The organism is Kitasatospora sp. NPDC001132, from assembly GCF_053598415.1.
The window spans coordinates 162,523-179,259 of sequence record NZ_JBSFKF010000008.1 but is presented as its reverse complement, the minus strand read 5'-3'; the positions used below and the strand labels follow the sequence as shown (position 1 = coordinate 179,259).

Genomic DNA, 16,737 nt, shown 5'->3' with positions numbered 1-16,737 from the left:
GAGCAGCCCGACGCGTCCGACCGCGCACAGCGGCACATCCGCTTCGTCGGGCCACCGGGACGGTTCCTCGTCCGCCCCGGAAAAGCCGACCCTCGGCAAGGGCGGGCGCAACGGATAGTCGGCCCCGGGCCGACCAGGGCACGGAGGTGGACACCAGGCCCCTTGGGCGGGCATGACAGGGCTCCGATGGTGGACCCGGGCGCAAACCTGGACAATCAGGTCATGGCAGGCCTTGAGGCGAACCCCGGAACAGTGCATCTCGCCCATGGGGCGGGATACGTCAGCCCCGGCGTTGCGCTCGGCGAGTCGGTCGAGGGAATTGTCCGTATCGACGAGCACGGATGGGTGCACGTTACTCAGAAGGACGGATCCCGGGTGTCGTTCCCGCCGCACGCTGTGGAACGCATCGACTGGGGCGAGCCCGCTTCCCAGTAGGGCTCGGTCAGGTCTGTTTTCGCGCGGGTACGTCGCGGTGAGCAGGTGGGGCGGGCGCCGGACGGGCGGGGCGGGTTGTCGTGACTGGAGGGTGGCCGCTGTCACGGATGACGCCCCCGGGGCGGTCGTCCCGGGCCCGGATCGGCGGGCCGGCTCATCCGGTTTCTCCTTTCGGGGTCTGGTCGTCGACGATCTCCGCATCGACGACCTCTTCCTCATCGCCGCTCTGCGTCGGGCCGGTGCCGGCCGAGGCTTGCGGGCCGCCGGCCTGGGCGTAGAGGGCGGTGCCGATCTTCTGTGCGACGGTGGCCGCGCGCTCCATCGAGGTGCGGACGGCCGGGCTGTCCTCGCCCTTGAGCTTGGCCTTCAGGTCCGCCAGGGCCTCGTTCACCTCGGACGTGACGTCTGACGGGATCTTGTCCGGGTTGTCCTCGAGGAGTTTCTCGGTGGAGTAGACGAGGTGTTCGGCCTGGTTGCGGGTCTCGGCGGCCTCCTTGCGGCGACGGTCCTCCTCGGCGTGCTGCTCGGCCTCGCGCATCATGCGCTCGATGTCCTGCTTGGGCAGGGAGGAGCCGCCGGTGACGGTCATCCTCTGTTCCCGTCCGGTGCCGAGGTCCTTGGCCGCGACGTGCATGATGCCGTTGGCGTCGATGTCGAAGGTGACCTCGATCTGCGGCAGGCCGCGCGGCGCCGGCGGCAGGCCGGTCAGCTCGAACATGCCGAGCTTCTTGTTGTACGCGGCGATCTCGCGCTCGCCCTGGTAGACCTGGATCTGCACGGACGGCTGGTTGTCCTCGGCCGTGGTGAAGATCTCGGAGCGCCGGGTGGGGATCGTGGTGTTGCGCTCGATCAGCCTGGTCATGATGCCGCCCTTGGTCTCGATGCCGAGGGACAGCGGAGTGACGTCCAGCAGCAGGACGTCCTTGACCTCGCCCTTGAGGACACCGGCCTGCAGGGAGGCGCCGATGGCGACGACCTCGTCCGGATTGACGCCCTTGTGCGGGTCCTTGCCGGTCAGCTCCTTCACCAGGCCGGTGACGGCCGGCATACGGGTCGAGCCGCCGACGAGGATGACGTGGTCGATGCCGGACACCTTGATCCCGGCGTCGTTCACCGCCTGGTGGAACGGGGTCTTGCAGCGTTCCAGCAGGTCGGCGGTGAGCTGCTGGAACTGGGCGCGGGTGAGCTTCTCCTCCAGGTGCAGCGGGCCCTCGGCGGAGGCCGTGATGTACGGCAGGTTGATCGTCGTCTCGCTCGTCGAGACAGCTCGATCTTGGCCTTCTCGGCGGCCTCGCGCAGCCGCTGCGCGGCCATCTTGTCCTTCGACAGGTCGATGCCGTAGCCGTTCTTGAACTGCTGGACGAGGTGGTCGACGATCTTCTGGTCCCAGTCGTCGCCGCCGAGGTGGGTGTCGCCGTTGGTGGCTTTCACCTCCACCACGCCCTCGCCGATCTCCAGCAGGGAGACGTCGAAGGTGCCGCCGCCGAGGTCGAAGACCAGGATCGTCTGGTCACTCTCCTTGTCCAGCCCGTACGCGAGGGCCGCGGCGGTCGGCTCGTTGACGATGCGCAGCACCTTCAGGCCGGCGATCTCCCCGGCTTCCTTGGTGGCGGTGCGCTGGGAGTCGTTGAAGTAGGCGGGGACGGTGACGACGGCGTCGGTGACGTCTTCGCCGAGGTATGCCTCGGCGTCGCGCTTGAGCTTCTGCAGTACACGGGCGGAGATCTCCTGCGCGGTGTACCGCTTTCCCTCGACGTCGCCGGTGTCGGGGAAGCGCCAGTGCGGGTCGCCCACGTGGCGTTTGACGGAGCGGGCGGTGCGGTCCACGTTCGTGACGGCCTGGCGTTTGGCGACTTCGCCGACCAGCACGTCGCCACCCTTGGCGAACGCCACGACTGACGGGGTGGTGCGCGCCCCTTCCGCGTTGGGGATGACGGTGGGCTCGCCGCCCTCCAGGACACAGACGACGGAGTTCGTGGTGCCCAGATCGATACCGACGGAGCGAGCCATCGCGGCGCCTCCTCCCGCACGAGCGGATTCCCGGGCCAACCCCCTCTTCCTCACTCGTAAAACGTGAGTTGCGCGGTGTCAAGGGCTGGCGGGAGTCCCATTGGCGGGGGCCTGCGGCGACCGCCTGCACTGTTGATGCGATGGGAGTGTCGGGCCACCCGCCGGGGGGCGGGAGGGGCCCGAACGCTCGGTGGTGAGGAGGTTCGCCATGACTTCCGCACTGCGGTACACGGTCAACCGCGTCGAGCGCTCGCAGGCCGGGGTGCGGGCCGGGGTGCGCGCTCTCTCCCACGCCCTGAAGGAGAAGCGGGGCGGTCGTACGAGTGACGACGCGACCCTGTTCCTGATCGAGTGGCGCTGAGACACCCGCACCCCGCCGCGGCGCTCCTGAGCGGTCGGATCGGCCCGGCGCGGGCGGAGTACCGTGGGGATATCGGGGCGGCCCGAGCCGCCGCGCCCTGAGGGTCGGCCCTCGCTCAGCGGGCTCGGCCCGCGCCCGCGGACAGGTGGCGAGCCATGTCGGACGAAACCGGTGCTTCGCACTACGGGCTTCTGCCGGACCGGTTCCGGCATGCCGCGAAGCCGGGGACGGTCCTGTTGCGCCTGGAGACCACCCAGTCACGCGAAGGTGCGCTCGACGGCGCGTGGTGGCCACATTCACGGGACATCAGCGCCGAACTTCCCGGCCTGGTCCGCGCGTTGACCGAACACCTCGGCCCCATCCTGAGCGTCGGCCTGGACACGGAAGCCTGGGACGACGTCCCGGCCCGCCTGGTCGTCGACGGCCGGTCGGTGCACATCGACCGGTACCCGGTCGGCGACGACACCGTGATCATCACGCGGGGCGACCGCGATCACTTCAGCCTGCTCGTCGTCCCCCCGCAGGCGAGCCAGGAGACGGCCCTGGCCGCGATGGCCCGCGCGGTCGAGGCCGGCGGAACCGACTCGGCACGGCAGATCCTCATCGCCACCGGCATCGGTCCCCAGCCGCCGGCCGAAGCGTCCTGAGGGACGGCCTCGTGGGCAGGGCTCCTCGGGCAGACAGAAAGGCAGGACGCGGAGATGTCCGTCTACGTGAAACTCTCGGCCGACGCCCGGGCGCCGGCGGAGCCGTCGAAGGGGCCGCTGGACCTGCAGTACGAGGACGGCACGGACGACGGCGTCACCTTCGAGTACGACCTGCATCCGAGTGGCGCGCTGCGCGTCCTGCGGGTCTTCGAGGACACGCCGCACCGGATCGAGGCGTGCTTCAGTGCCGGGGCGTGGCTCCAGGTCGTGGGCACCTACCTGCGAAGCGGCTCCGAGTACTGACGGCGATCCGCGGCTGCGGGCGAACCGAAGGCCCTCGGCGGCGGTTGCCCTGGTCGCTCAGCGGTGCGCGGACCGGCCTCCGTGCCGGAACCGGACGGCGGAGAGGGCCAGTGCGACGGCCAGTACGACGATGCCGATGAACAGCAGGTAGAGCAGGCCCTTGGCGACGACGCCGACCAGCCGAGCATGATCGCCACGATGATCAGGAAGAGCACGATCTTCTGCCGCCACAGCGCCATCTCCAGCGCGTCCAGCGGCGGGTCGGCGCGCATGTGGGTGGCAATCTGCCAGCCCACGATCCGGCGCGAGTACGCGTCCAGGGCGAACGCAACGTAGACCCAGCCCGACCAGGTCCGGATGTAGGTCAGGTCGGCCAGCAACAGCTGGTGCGGGCGCTCGGCGGCGAACCGCCGGTTGACCAGGTCCGGCGGGCGCGGGGCCGCCGGCTCGGGGACGGTGGTGCGGCGGCGCTGTCCGCGGCCGACGCCCTCGATGCCAATCTCGCGCACCAGCCGCTCGACGGCGCACCGCGCGACCTGGTGGCCGGCCCGGATCAGGGCGCGGGTGACGCAGCGGGCGCCGTAGGTGCGGCCGGAGTCCTCCCACGCCGCTGTGACCAGCGGGATCAGCTCCTCGTCGCGGAGCCGGCGGTGAGGCGGTCGTCCCGCCCTCCGGCGTCGGCCTCGGCCTCGGCCTGGCGGGCCCAGGGGCGCAGAGCATCGTTGTGGATGCCGAGGTCACGGGCCACGTGAGCGACAGGCCGGCCGGTCGGCCGGACCCGCACACGGCACGCTCACGGAGCCCATCCGGGTACATACGTGGTGCCGGCACTGCTCGTGGTTCTCCCTACGCCTGGATCGCAACAAACCCAGACATCAGGGACTCCATGAAAGCCAGAGCAGCTCAGCCCGGATGCCGCGCATGAACTCCATCATGGAGCGCTGGATACAGACCTGCCGGCGCGAACTGCTGGACAGCGCCCTCATCCGGGACCAGCGCCACCTGCTCCACACCCTGCGCAAGTTCGAGTCCTTCTACAACGGGCACCGACCGCACCGGGCCCTGAGCCAAACCGCCCCGCCCCCATCCACCACCCGAACCCATCACCGAAGCGGGGCAGATCAGACACCTGGAGATCCACCGACGAGACCGACTCGGCGGCACCCTCCACAAGTATCAACATGCAGCCTGAGCTGGGAGGGTGATCAATCGACACCCACAGCCTCATCACCGCCCGACTCATCCGGTGTTTGAGCAGCCGCAGGATCTGTCGGCGCGCACTTGATCGATGGCAAAAGCGTCAAATGCAAACCCACCAGCCAAAATCTGCGATCCCGGCGAACAACCATTGAACCCCTGCAGTGATCGACAGATCGGACATATATGCAGGACGGGCGCATAAAGCCACCAGCCCACGACGCCGATCAGCCTCCGGCCACGGCGTCGAACCACGAAACCGTGAGACGAATGTGAGAGGCAGGTCCGGAGCACGCCGAAGGCCGCTTCCTCGTGAACGAGAAAACGGCCTCTGACCTACGACTTTGGAGCGAACTCCAGTCGGGACGACAGGATTTGAACCTGCGACCCCTTGACCCCCAGCAGGAAGGGTTCTCCTTTTCCTGCCTGAAATGCGCTCGCACGCACGTCGTGCGTGTGCAGATTAGTGCGTTTCGCGCACCTCACGCGCCAGCGCGCATGACGCGTGGCCCCCAGCTGGTCCCCAGGTCAGGGGCTTGACGGAGGGTCCGAGTGGCGTTCATGTCTCCAGAGTAGCGCCACTCCGAGCGAGGATCCAGCGATTCCCGAGGATCGCCCAGAACTCATCGAACAGGGGCCCTGAACTGCCGGGAGAAATCAATCCGATCCGGGCCGAACGCCAGCCAGAAATTAGCCACCGAAAATCCCGGACTCACCCATTCCCTGCGGGCTCGCGGAATTCTCGGCGTTGCGTATTCCGGGGACCGGTCCGAGGCTCGGCGCCATCACACCGCGCCTGCTCCGGGTTGTACGAGCCCAACAACCCACGGCCGACGGGCAGACGCCTTCTCCCGGCACGCGGCCACTCTTCCGAGCAGCGACCCCGTGCGGGCCGATGCTGCGCGATCAAGCTGCCCTACCCACCGAACGTGCGCCGTGATCACCCTCGCGGCGTGTCGCCAGCGCGTGTCCCGGCCAGTCGATCTTGCCTGTGCTCCACGCCCCGCCCCGCGCGCTCTGCCGCCACACCCACCGCTACCGCAACTCTGGAAACGCCATCACCACTTGGTTCAAGGAGGAGCCCATGGCGCAGCGTCCCAAGCGAGGCAGGGTGTACCGGCGGTGCGGGTGCAAGGACGGCAACAGCGGGAAGCAGTTGGGTTCGTGGTGCCCGCGGCTGGCCGCCGACACCACGCATGGCCGGTGGACGTACGCGGTGGACCTGGCGCTGCAGGACGGCAAGCGCAGAACCCGCCGGCGGGGCGGGTTCGCCAGCCGGGCGGAGGCGGCCCGGGAGATGGCGCGGGTGCTGGATGCCGAGTACCGGGGCGTGTACGAGGACCGCACGCTGCGCGTCGGGCTGTTCCTGTACGAGTGGCTGGAAGCGAAGCGCCCGGCGCTGGCCCCGAACACCTGGGCGGGCTACCGGGCGTGCATCGAGCGCGACCTGGTCCCCGCGTTCGGCGGCATGCTGCTCGTCGACCTGCGGCCCAAGCACATCGACGCCTGGGTGAGTACGCAGCTCGCCGCCGGCCGCGGGCGCACCACCGTTCACCACGCGGTGGCCATGCTGCGCAACGCCCTGAACCACGCGGTGCGCACGTGGCGGCTGCGCTACAACCCGGCCAAACACTCCGTACCGCCCAAGCCCCGCGCCGCCGAGCGCACCTGCTGGACCCCCGATGAGGCCGCGGCCTTCCTGCGGCACAACACTGAGCACTACGCCGACCGGCTCACCGACCTGTTCGAGGTCATGCTCGGCACCGGCATGCGCCGCGGTGAGATCCTCGCCCTGCACTGGTCCGACGTCCATCTCATGGACCGCCAGCTCTACGTCCGCTGGACCCTGACGGCCTTGAACAACGGGAAGATCCACCTCGGCGAACCCAAGACCGAAGCCAGCCGCGCCTGGGTGAGCCTCTCCCCCAGAGCCATGGCAGCCCTCCACCGCCAGGCCGCCCTCCAGATTGCCGCCCACCCCGACGACCGCCTCGAAGGCCTGGTCTTCGCCCGCCCGGACGGCGAGCCCCTTCGGCCCCAGTGGGTCCTCGACCAACTCCGCAAACGCACCGCCGAACTGGACCTGCCGAAGATCGGTCTGCACGACCTGCGCCACACTGCGGCCAGCATCATGATCGCCGCGGGCATCCCCCTCGCCGTCGTCTCCAAGACCCTCCGTCACTCCAACCTCGCCATCACCGTCGACCTCTACGGCCACCTCCTCAAGGACTCCGCCGACGCCGCCGTCAAGGCACTCGCCTCCGCACTCGACCAGGCAGACGCCGAGGTGGCCGGAAAGACCGATCCCGCTGTCGATCACGGCTTCGGACAGGCGGCGTGAGCGGGCCGATCCTTCTCGCATCAGGCAGCAACTGAGCCGTCCATCGGCACCTGGCGCTGGTGGGTCGTGCGTCCGGTCTGGTTCGCCGTCCTGACCGCGGTACTCGTTGCACCGACACTGTCCGCGCAGTGGGCGCGGCGACCGCTGTCAGGGGGCGCAGTCGCGGCAGACCAACCCGCCCTGGCTGTCTGTGTGGGCGATCTGGCTGCGGTGGTGGACCATGTAGCAGGTCGCGCAGACGAACTCGTCCGGCTGCTCCGGCAGGACCTTGATGGTCAGATCCTCCCCGGAGAGGTCGGCTCCGGGGAGCTCCACGGTCTCGACCTCTTCGGTCCCGTCCAGGCCGGCCGCGCCGGGTCGCCGCTCCTCACGGCGGGACTTCAGCTCTTCGAGGCTCTCCTCGTTGTCGTCCTCGGTGCGCCGTGGGGCGTCGTAGTCCGTTGCCATAGTGATCGCTCCTCGCGTGGGTCGCAGAAGTCACCCGGTGAGGCCGGGTCGGCAGGGGCTCAAGCGGATGGGGCGCGGTCGGAGCCGTCATCCCGCGCGTCGGCGGCGATGGCGGGCCGCGCCGACGATCGTCGATGCCCGGTGCCCCGGGCGGGGGGTGTCGACGGGAGGATTGCTCCCGTCGAGCCTGGTGACGGTGGTGTCGCAGACCGGGCAGGCGTGTCGGTGCCAGCGCGGCGGCCACCAGGAGTCCCCCGATGCGTCGGGGTGTTGTGAGTCGGGTTGCGTGCCGCGGGTCGACAGCCCGCAGAGGGTGAACTGCGCCGGGGCGGGCGTACGGGCGGCGGCGTGGACCCGGACGACGGGTGCCTTCGGCCTGGCGGGCTGCTTGTCGGCTGTGAGGAGCCGTATGTTCGCCGACCCGTCCAGCTCCAGCAGTGCGATGAGATCCATATCCCCACCGTGACCCGCCCGGGCACCGTGTGCATCCGGTCGTTGGCGCGCGGGAGCACTGGGTAGGCGTGAGCATGTCAGGCTCGACCCCGCCGAGCGCGCAGCTCCTGCCGGTCCTGGTGCCAGGGGACGTGGGTCAGGCCGCCGTTGCCCTCTGCGCCACCCATCGGCCCCAGCGCTCCAGCCCGGACGGGCCACCTGGCCCACGCCGATGTCAGCTCACCCTACGAATCTCCGGGTACGGCCACCAAGGAAGGTACGACTCGCGCGGCGGAGACAAAGAGGTGCCCCGCACACGGATCCGTGCGGGGCACCCGCTCATGTCTGGAGGTCAGGCGGGGCGGATGTGCTCCGCCTGCGGGCCCTTCTGGCCCTGCACGACGTCGAAGGTCACCTTCTGGCCCTCCTGGAGCTCACGGAAGCCCTGAGCGTCGATGTTGGAGTAGTGGGCGAACACGTCGGGGCCGCCGCCGTCCTGCTCGATGAAGCCGAAGCCCTTCTCGGCGTTGAACCACTTCACGGTGCCGGTCGCCATGCGCTTGCCCTTCGTGGGAACTGGTCGCGCCCACTGGTGCGGGCCCGGAGGTGATCGCCGTGGTCCGGAGAGGCGTCGAACAGCAAGAACGCCCACGGCATGTGACCGCGGGCGAGATCTTCGGAACCACGACTGCTTGATCGAAACGTTACACCGCGGGGGGTTCCGCGGCCAGGGAGGCGAGCCGGACACCGAGCGGCGTGGCTGCGGCACCCGTAGGCGCCTCGGTCGGTGCCGAGCCGCCGGCGGGCACGAACGGGGGCGAGACCACCGCGCCGAACAGGTGCGGGAGGCCTGGCGCCGGCAGACCCTGGGAGAGGGGCCGACCTCGAAGGAGTGCGATGACCGGTACCAGTGCCTCACGGGAACCGAGCGCCATGGTGCACATGTCGATCTCCGGTGCGCCACGTGCGGCGAACGTGATCGCCGACACGGTGGCGCAGTCATTCAAGGTGATCACTGTCCCTGGTCCTGGCACAGCGAGGGACTACGTCTCACCCGCCGATCAGGTGGCCCACACTCGCTGGCAGGTCGACACGTCAGCGCCGATCGCAGAAGCCGCCGCACGGCCGGTTGCCCGCGCAGGTACCGGTGCCGGCCCGGTGAAAGTGGAACTCGGCGGCCGAGCCGATGCCGTGGCCGAGGTCGATGCACTGATCCGCAACCGATTCCGCGCTGGACCGCCGGCGGGGTTCTCCCAGGCGTTCGAAGTGTGGCCGGAGAGTCCGCCGGACGCCACAGTCCAGCCATGACCGACGTGGCATGCGTCTGGCGCGGCCGACGAATTGCGCACGATCGGCATGGTCTGGGAGCGCGAGCTGATCCGCTTCGCGCGCAACCACGCGGATCCTCTCCAGCTTCGTGCAGCCGATCGTCTTTCTGTCCGTCCTCGGCTACGGCATGTCCTCGCTGATCGGCACGCCCCGCGGCTTCGACCGCGGCGTGCTGGTGATCGTACGGCGGCCGCCTGTCATCACCGTCCTCCAGCAGCGGCTGCCCTCCCCGTGGCGCGGGCTCGTCCCGCAGCGCGGCGATGTCCGCGCGACCGGGTAGCCGGTAGACCTGCTCGGCGCCGAGCACGCTCACCTTCGCCACGGACAGCCTCATCGCCGGTCGGCCGTCGTAGGCGACCATCTTGTACGCCGAGTCCAGGTACGGGGCGTCTGCCGACACCCCGACCAGGGCGCCCACCGCGAACACGTCGTCGGCCAGCACGGTCCGCCCCTCCGGCACCACCCGCACCCCGCCAGGAGCCGCGAACTGCGCAGCAGGTCGACCGCACCCGCCACTTCGCGTGCCTCAGCACGTGTGGCCCGGTCGGCCTCCGCAGCAAGGGGTGGCCGGCCACTTCCCTACCGCGCCTGTGAGCAGTGCCATGGAAAGCGCTGGGGGACGTCCGTGTGCTGCCCAGAGCCTGTCGACCCACTCAACCCGGCGAGGCAGTGCCCCTCCCAGGGAGCACGATGGCGCCTCTCCCCCCAGCGGCCCGCTACTGCGGCCACCCAGCATGCCCCTCGGGGCGCCCCTGTCCGTCCGGCTCCCAGACATCGGCAACAACACGCACGGCACGCGTCGGCCCCGCATCTTCCTGGCCTTGCTTCAGAGCCCTGCCGACCAGGAAGTCGGCGTACTCCTGAGCGGACCCATCGAAATGGTCCGTGTACGGCAGAGCCGGCTGCGTGACCGTTTCGTTGCCCTCTGCCGAGAGCACGCGCACTCGCCATCTGTATCTCGCCATGGCGGCCTCCGTCGGATTCATGCCTCATCTCGACCGTATGACAATCGCGCCGAGGTGGCTCGGCGGGTGCCGGCGATGGCAGGTGCCCACCAATCCCCCACCATGCCGCCTCGCAAGGGCGCCAGCGGGGTGAAGTAGTCGACCTCCGGTTTCGAGCCGGTCCAGCAACGAATCGGGGGCCTTCGGCAGCTTGCCGCTCCCAACGGCCCCGTTCAGTGCCTCTCCGAAAACGTGCGTGCCCGGGCGGCCCCTGAGCATCATCCGCATCGCGTTCCCTCAGCCCGGTGAAGCACGTACAGCCAGCACTTCGTCCCCTCGCCGCCGGCCCATCCCGAGGATGTCGCGGTGCCCCTCGACGGTCACGGCCATCACGACGTAGACCGGCCAGCCGGCGACCTGCCCGTCACAGATCTTGACGTTGACAGCGTCCGCGAACACCAGCCGGAGCGCAGATCGAGTTCGCCACGTCGAATGTGGACGCTGCGAGGGCGGGTTCCGCAGCGAGCCAGCGACAGTCGAATACGCAGCCACCAGCCCCAAGGCACAGCCGACGCCCGACGGTGAGCCTCATCACCTGACACGTGGTCCAGGGTTCGCGGCAACGCTGCCCGCCCTGGTACGCGATGGGATGACAGGCCGGCGATCACGATGCAGCCGCCGAAGCGCAGTGGTATGACGGAGCCGAGCTGGAGGTTCTCTGCCATGACCCGCTACTGCGTCGACCCCGCCTGCCGTGAACTCATCGCCACCTGGGGGACCGGCGAGGGCGACCTCGCCACCCGGATCGCCACCGCCCCGGCAGACACCGACCCTGCCGCGCTGTCACGCCTGGCCCGCGCGCTCACCCAGCTGTCCACGGCAGCCTGGCGCACCTACACCCACCCGGCCAGTGCCGCCGACTCCCTCGAGGTGAACAGCGAGGGCTGGCGGTGGGAGCAGGAACGCGAGGCGTTCGAGGAGGTCGCAGGTGCCGTGGCAGCGCCGAACCTCCCCGAAGGCGGCATGCTCACCGTGTCCTACACCCCGGTGCTGGAATCCGCTCACCGCGTCGGACGCGCCCTGCACGCCCTGAACAACCCCGACCTAACACAAGCCGTCCGCACCGAAACCGCCACGGAGCTGGCCGCGGTCGAGAGCGCCGAACTCGGCGACCTCACCGACCGGGCCCAGCAGGCCATGCTGCTCAGCCGCGAGGACGCCTCCCCAGTGCAGGTCGCCGCCGCCGACCGGCTGTTCGAGGAGGATCCGTTCGGCTCGCCCGCCCTGTTCACCGATGTCGATCCGACCGCCGCAGCGGTGGCCGCGGCGCACTGGCTGCACGCCGCGGCCGAAGTCGCCTCCGCAGCCTCCGGCGCCACGCTCACCACAGTGGTCCAAGCCGCCGACGACATCGAGGCGCTCGCCCACGAGACGCCCACGATCGTCCTGGAACTGCTCGACGAGGGCGCCTCCCCACACGAGGCCGTCACCTCCCTGGTACGCGACGCCCTGCAGGTGGCGGACGGCATCCTGCCCGAACCCGACACCTTCCGCGAACAGCTCGACCAGACACAGGAAATGCTCACCGAGTACGGCGACGATGCCGAGCTGGAACTGTCCGGGCTGCGCTTGACACCGCTGGACCCGCAGCGGCCGGCCCTCGACCTCCTCGAAGACCTGGTGGCCGGCATCCACGGCTGCTGGCTCATCCACGACGAATACACCGAGACCGCCGACCACGAGGGCGACGACCTGGCGGCCCCCAGCGACAAGGAGTGGGACGAGGAGGCCGCCGAGGAACTGCACCGCCAACGCAGCCGCGGGCAGTTCGCCACCCTCGTCCGCGCCACCGCCGTACGCAACCACGACCGCCTCACCTGACCGATCGCCCCTCACCTCGAACGACAGTCCGCACCGAGCCGGCCACGACCCCAGCCCCCTCCGGAACGGGAAGCGGCCAGCGCCGCAGTGGCCGTCCGTTCCTCTCCTCATCTCCAGGCTGCGCTTCGACCCCACCCGCGATTAACTACACAGCGTGACAAATGGGCTCTGGGTCTCGCGATCAACCAGCAGAGCCCAGCCGCATCAAACGATCACCGCGAGGATCCGAGAACCGCCCAACCCTCCCGCCTACGACCACATGAGCCCGATCACCGTGGCTCACCTCGGAGCACCGTTCGGCCTCCCCACGGCTCGGCCTGCCGGACGTAAGCGCGGCTGGCGCGACCGCCCGCGCCACACCCTCTACAGGACGCCGCTGCGCGGGGGGCAGCAGTATCGATCACCGGCCGGCACCCGGCGAACCCCTACTGAACCCGAGCCGGCCCGTTCCGTGACCTCCTCGCCGGCATCCACGGCTGCTGGCCCCTCCACGACGAGTACACCGAGCCCGACGACCAGGACGACGAAGAGACGACCGAACGGCACCAGCACCACAGCCGCGCGCAGTTCGCTGCGACCGTCCGCACCACCGCCGCACAGAACCGCGACCGGCTCATGCAACAGTCTCCGGCCCCGGATCCGCCCACAGAACACGCGCCCCTCACGCCCGCACCTTGTCGTCACTCACCGCCCGCCCCCGGAAATTCTCCGGGTAACTCCCGGTGATCACTTCCCGCCGTGGCGCGCAGCAGTCGAAAACTCCAGCCGCCAGTCCAGTCCTCAACCATCCGACATGCAGATGAAAGTGAAAAATGGTCACAAGCTGTCGTCTCCCTGCTTTTCGCCCTAATTCCTTCGCCGCCCCCAGATTCGACACTCCGCACCTCCGATAATCACCCCCGAATGGCCGCTACCGACCCCTTGTGCACTTTCCAAGGGGATCACCACAGCTCACAGGCCCAGATGGTCGCCCGATTCGCCTCCCCCACGCCATGATCCGCCCCCTGCCACGCCAGGCCGCTCCGCTGTGAAGCTGGGCTCAGCCCGATCGCACAAGGAGTCGAATCCCATGAACCTGACCGATCCTCAGCGCGGACGCGTCTACCGGCGCTGCGGCTGCCGTGACACCGCCGGCCGCCAGTACGGCGCCCGCTGCCCGAAACTGAACACCCAACCAGGCCACGGCAGCTGGGCCTACGCCGTGGATCTGCCCTCCCTGTCCGGCAGGCGTGAGACCCGACGCCGCGGTGGCTTCCCCGACCAGAGCGCGGCCCTCGCCGCCCTGCAGAACTTCCTGCTGACCGAGCGCACCGGCATCACGGTGGACGAGACCCTGACCGTCGCCGACTACCTGGCCGAATGGCTGCTCTCCAAGCGGGAGATCCTCAAGGCCACGACCTACGCCGGCTATCACCGCCACGTCCACCACGACCTCATACCGGCCTTCGGTCCGCTCCCGCTGACCGACCTCCGCGACCGGCACGTCACCGCCTGGTCCCGCCGCCAACTGGCCGCTGGCCGCGGACGGCCCACGGTCCACCGCTGCTGCTCCATCCTCTCCAGCGCCATGAACACCGCCGTCAGTGCCGACGTACTGGCCCGCAATCCCGCCCGCAACGCCGCGCTCAAGCGCCCCGCCGCACCCGAGCGGCTGTGCTGGACCCCGCAACAGGCCTCCGCCTTCCTGCACCACAACGCCGAAACCTACAACGACGTCTACGCCGACATCTTCGAGGTCATCCTCGGCACCGGCATGCGCCGCGGCGAGGCCCTGGGCCTGCACTGGCCTGACATCCACTTCCAGCAACGCGTCCTGTTCGTGCGCTGGACCCTGGCCTCGGTGAACAACGCCCGCCTGCACCTGCAAGCACCCAAGACCCGCGCCAGCCGCAACTGGGTCAGCCTCTCCCCCCGCGTCAGCGCCGCACTACGCCGCCAAGCCGCCCGCCACCGCGGCACCCACCCCGACCAACCCCGCCTCCAAGGCATGGTCTTCACCCGCCCCGACGGCAAACCCATCAACCCCGAGCGCCTCCTGCACACCCTGCGCCAGCGCTCAGCTGAGATCGGCCTACCCAAGATCGGCCTTCACGACCTCAGACACACCGCCGCCACCATCATGATCAGCTCCCAGGTGCCACTCGCCGTCGTCTCCAAGACCCTGCGGCACTCCACCTTGGCCACCACCGTCAACATCTACGGCCACCTGCTCCCCCAAGCCGCCCGCGAAGCCGTCACCGCCCTCGCCGACGCACTCGACCACGCAGACCTCCCCCGCGAGATCAACTGACAGGGCATCAGGTGGTGCGATCACCTCGCGCCCACCCCGCCCGCAAACTGCCAGGTCAGAGCGCCGGACGCGACCACCCTGCGACCACACGCCCTCCGGAAACGAGCGAGAGCGGGCACCTGGATTCCCAAGTACCCGCTCTCACAACCGACTTCACAGTCGGGGCGACAGGATTTGAACCTGCGACCCCTTGACCCCCAGGAAAGGGCGTCCGACTAGTGTTCGTCAGTCCGAATCCCGCAGGTCAGGGCCTACCTCGTCCGCCACACATGACGCCTGATGACACCTCATGACACCCAGTCCGTGAGAGGCGCGTGAGAGGCGGCGGACGACGGGGAGTTCGAGCGTGACTTGCCTCACACCCCTGTGGTGGCGCCGTCAGCCTCCTCTGAGCTCTCCCACCGCTCGCCGTCAACAGGCGAATGGCTGCCGATCCGAGCCAAGCGCTTCGGCAGCAACCACACCACCATTCCGGTGGTGTCTCGTCGGCGAAAACGGCTTCACCACCCAGAATTGCGTAGCGTTGCCGACGGCTTCGATTCGATCGACGAGGCATTGACAGGCCGAGCGTGTCGGCCGGACGCCTCCAATCATTCGTCGCCAGGTCCTCCGAGCGGGAACGGACTCCAATGGTCCGCGAAGCACCGTCTCAATTCCTCATCGCAGGAGCGACATGAACAGGAACAGCAAGGCCTTTCAGCAGGCCCTCGGCCAGACTCTCGCCGAGCTGGCCAGCCGAGGCGTCACTGTGGGGCCCAACAGCATCGCCGACGCGATCGAGCACAACATCACCACCGTCTCCAAGCAGCTCCGTATCCAGGAGCAGGCGGCGTGGCGGCATTTCGACGCGGCCCGGCTCGCCGACACGATCGTCGAGCAGATGAACTCTCTCGAACCGGACCTGGCCGGTGGCCAGGCCCCCTTCCCTCCGATCGACAACCCCGAACTGGCCATGATCCTCGCTGGCGTACCCGACGCGTTGGCCGAGAGCGGCGGCGACCTCTACGCGGTGATCCTCAACGTCGCGGTGAACGCCTGGATGGCCGGCCATCTCCACGGCGAGGACGGCTGCACCGGCTGCAGCTATCGCGGCGAGACCGGACACGACTGGCAGGCCCGGATGGACGCCATCACCACCGCCCAGCCGGACATCATCAAGTGGTTCGACCGGGATACCTGGACGGAAGCCCTCGATAACGTCGGCTACACCGTGGAACGCCGCTAAGACTGCTTGCTGAGGGTCCTGCGGCTCCGGGTCCAGCGACATCCGGCCGTTCATCGAGTAGCTCTTGCGTGGTGCGGTAGCGGCCCGGCAGGTCATCGTGCCGAGTCACGAGGGCGCGGTAGGTTTGGTGGCGCATAGTCAGATTCGACTGAGGGGGCATGGGGTGACGGGTATCGAAATCGCGGTGGGCTACCTGTTTGCGTGGGCTATCCGCAAGGCACGCCGGGTCGGCGACCGGGTAGATGCGGAGGTCGACTACGTCCTCGATGAAGGGATGGACCGCCTACACGACCTGGTGAGCGGGAAGCTCGGAGAGGACCCGGCGCTGCACAAGCTGGCCGAGGAGGCCGAGGCGGGGCAGGAGCAGCTCAGTAGCCGCACGGGCGATCGGGTGCGGCTGGCGCTGGAGGAGGCTGCTGAGCAGGACCCGCAGTTCGCCGGAGCATTGGAGGGGCTCATCCAGGAACTGCACGCGCTGGACCGTTCCGCTGGAGCGACAGCGGGCGCGGTCAGCAACACCATTAGCGGCGGTACTCAGTACGGGCCGGTGCTGCAGGGGCGGGACTTCTCTCACCTGTCCTTCACGCAGCCGCCCATCGCCAAGCCGGCAGTCGGTGCCGGCGACGATGCGGCGACTGGGCAGGGCTGAGCCATGACGCGAGGGACGACGAGCACCATGGAGGTGAGACACACGACCGGGTCGCCGATCGAATCGCCGATGGCGCCAAGCCGTCATCCAGGGCCGGAATCTCACCGTGCAGCTGTCGCCGCAGATCACCCCGGCCCCGTCTGGGCTGCCCAGCCCCCGCAGCCGCGTTCACCAGCCGCGCCGAACTTGTCGAACAGCTGATGAGCAGCCTCGCTCCTGACGCCTGCGGAGGCTTGCGGGCGGGCT

The 16,737-nt window shown here is 69.2% G+C and carries 15 protein-coding genes and 5 pseudogenes; 12 read left to right on the top strand and 8 right to left on the bottom strand.

Translation table 11 applies throughout. From position 1 onward, the window contains the following. The first annotated feature begins 222 nt into the window (after positions 1–222). Positions 223–435, top strand: a complete 213-nt coding sequence (locus ACWDBE_RS14105) for a hypothetical protein (protein ID WP_449783922.1) — start codon at positions 223–225, stop codon at positions 433–435. Positions 436–589: 154 nt separating this feature from the next. On the opposite strand, the pseudogene dnaK reads toward ACWDBE_RS14105, so the two are convergent. Further along, positions 590–2,445 (bottom strand): annotated as a pseudogene (gene dnaK / locus ACWDBE_RS14100) (molecular chaperone DnaK). A 232-nt stretch (positions 2,446–2,677) separates the two neighbouring features. Here dnaK and ACWDBE_RS14095 point away from each other — a divergent pair. From ACWDBE_RS14095 to ACWDBE_RS14085, 3 genes and pseudogenes are all read left to right on the top strand, one after another. After that, a pseudogene (locus ACWDBE_RS14095) lies at positions 2,678–2,806 on the top strand (serine/threonine-protein phosphatase); the annotation flags it as partial. Positions 2,807–2,961: 155 nt separating this feature from the next. Then, positions 2,962–3,453 (top strand): DUF5994 family protein, encoded by a 492-nt coding sequence (locus ACWDBE_RS14090; protein ID WP_449808110.1) that lies wholly within the window; start codon positions 2,962–2,964, stop codon positions 3,451–3,453. A gap of 54 nt (positions 3,454–3,507) precedes the next feature. After that, a complete protein-coding gene (locus ACWDBE_RS14085; RefSeq protein ID WP_449783924.1) occupies positions 3,508–3,756 on the top strand; it encodes a hypothetical protein in 249 nt (82 codons plus the stop codon). Here ACWDBE_RS14085 and ACWDBE_RS14080 read toward each other — a convergent pair. From ACWDBE_RS14080 to ACWDBE_RS14070, 3 genes and pseudogenes are all read right to left on the bottom strand, one after another. Then, positions 3,729–4,265, bottom strand: coding sequence for a DDE-type integrase/transposase/recombinase (locus tag ACWDBE_RS14080; RefSeq protein ID WP_449803913.1), 537 nt, complete (start codon positions 4,263–4,265; stop codon positions 3,729–3,731). The two genes, ACWDBE_RS14085 and ACWDBE_RS14080, sit on opposite strands and share 28 nt — an antisense overlap. Before the next feature lie 21 nt (positions 4,266–4,286). Further along, positions 4,287–4,376 (bottom strand): annotated as a pseudogene (locus tag ACWDBE_RS14075) (hypothetical protein); the annotation flags it as partial. Positions 4,377–4,381: 5 nt separating this feature from the next. Beyond that, on the bottom strand, positions 4,382–4,504 hold the full coding sequence (locus tag ACWDBE_RS14070; protein WP_449783926.1) for a hypothetical protein: 123 nt from the start codon (positions 4,502–4,504) through the stop codon (positions 4,382–4,384). A gap of 161 nt (positions 4,505–4,665) precedes the next feature. Between ACWDBE_RS14070 and ACWDBE_RS14065 the strand changes: the two are divergent. Continuing rightward, positions 4,666–4,948 (top strand): annotated as a pseudogene (locus ACWDBE_RS14065) (integrase core domain-containing protein); the annotation flags it as partial. A 1,089-nt stretch (positions 4,949–6,037) separates the two neighbouring features. Next, positions 6,038–7,294 (top strand): tyrosine-type recombinase/integrase, encoded by a 1,257-nt coding sequence (locus ACWDBE_RS14060; protein ID WP_449808109.1) that lies wholly within the window; start codon positions 6,038–6,040, stop codon positions 7,292–7,294. A 147-nt stretch (positions 7,295–7,441) separates the two neighbouring features. On the opposite strand, the gene ACWDBE_RS14055 is transcribed toward ACWDBE_RS14060, so the two are convergent. The 3 genes from ACWDBE_RS14055 to ACWDBE_RS14045 all read right to left on the bottom strand — a co-directional run bounded on the left by ACWDBE_RS14055 (position 7,442) and on the right by ACWDBE_RS14045 (position 8,729). After that, positions 7,442–7,741, bottom strand: a complete 300-nt coding sequence (locus ACWDBE_RS14055; RefSeq protein ID WP_449783928.1) for a DUF4193 domain-containing protein — start codon at positions 7,739–7,741, stop codon at positions 7,442–7,444. Between the two features lie 87 nt (positions 7,742–7,828). Continuing rightward, positions 7,829–8,194 (bottom strand): hypothetical protein, encoded by a 366-nt coding sequence (locus tag ACWDBE_RS14050; protein WP_449803915.1) that lies wholly within the window; start codon positions 8,192–8,194, stop codon positions 7,829–7,831. Positions 8,195–8,525: 331 nt separating this feature from the next. Beyond that, complete coding sequence (locus ACWDBE_RS14045) at positions 8,526–8,729, bottom strand: cold-shock protein (RefSeq protein WP_224277403.1); 204 nt, start codon at positions 8,727–8,729, stop codon at positions 8,526–8,528. Between the two features lie 341 nt (positions 8,730–9,070). On the opposite strand from ACWDBE_RS14045, the gene ACWDBE_RS14040 reads away from it, so the two are divergent. Both ACWDBE_RS14040 and ACWDBE_RS14035 read left to right on the top strand, forming a co-directional pair. Beyond that, the gene (locus ACWDBE_RS14040) at positions 9,071–9,481 is read left to right on the top strand and encodes a hypothetical protein (RefSeq protein WP_449783929.1); all 411 of its coding nucleotides are present in this window, start codon (positions 9,071–9,073) and stop codon (positions 9,479–9,481) included. 109 nt (positions 9,482–9,590) lie between these two features. Beyond that, positions 9,591–9,782, top strand: a complete 192-nt coding sequence (locus ACWDBE_RS14035; protein WP_449783931.1) for a hypothetical protein — start codon at positions 9,591–9,593, stop codon at positions 9,780–9,782. 941 nt (positions 9,783–10,723) lie between these two features. On the opposite strand, the pseudogene ACWDBE_RS14030 reads toward ACWDBE_RS14035, so the two are convergent. Then, positions 10,724–10,908, bottom strand: a pseudogene (locus tag ACWDBE_RS14030) (transposase); the annotation flags it as partial. 261 nt (positions 10,909–11,169) lie between these two features. Here ACWDBE_RS14030 and ACWDBE_RS14025 point away from each other — a divergent pair. From ACWDBE_RS14025 to ACWDBE_RS14010, 4 genes are all read left to right on the top strand, one after another. Then, positions 11,170–12,327 carry a hypothetical protein gene (locus ACWDBE_RS14025; RefSeq protein WP_449808108.1) on the top strand — a complete coding sequence of 386 codons (1,158 nt, stop codon included), beginning with the start codon at positions 11,170–11,172 and terminating at the stop codon, positions 12,325–12,327. A 1,069-nt stretch (positions 12,328–13,396) separates the two neighbouring features. Continuing rightward, complete coding sequence (locus ACWDBE_RS14020; protein WP_449808107.1) at positions 13,397–14,617, top strand: tyrosine-type recombinase/integrase; 1,221 nt, start codon at positions 13,397–13,399, stop codon at positions 14,615–14,617. Positions 14,618–15,290: 673 nt separating this feature from the next. Next, positions 15,291–15,842: a hypothetical protein gene (locus ACWDBE_RS14015; RefSeq protein ID WP_449808106.1), complete on the top strand. Its 552-nt coding sequence runs from the start codon at positions 15,291–15,293 to the stop codon at positions 15,840–15,842. Between the two features lie 163 nt (positions 15,843–16,005). Further along, positions 16,006–16,491, top strand: coding sequence for a hypothetical protein (locus ACWDBE_RS14010; protein WP_449808105.1), 486 nt, complete (start codon positions 16,006–16,008; stop codon positions 16,489–16,491). The last annotated feature ends 246 nt before the right edge of the window (positions 16,492–16,737 follow it).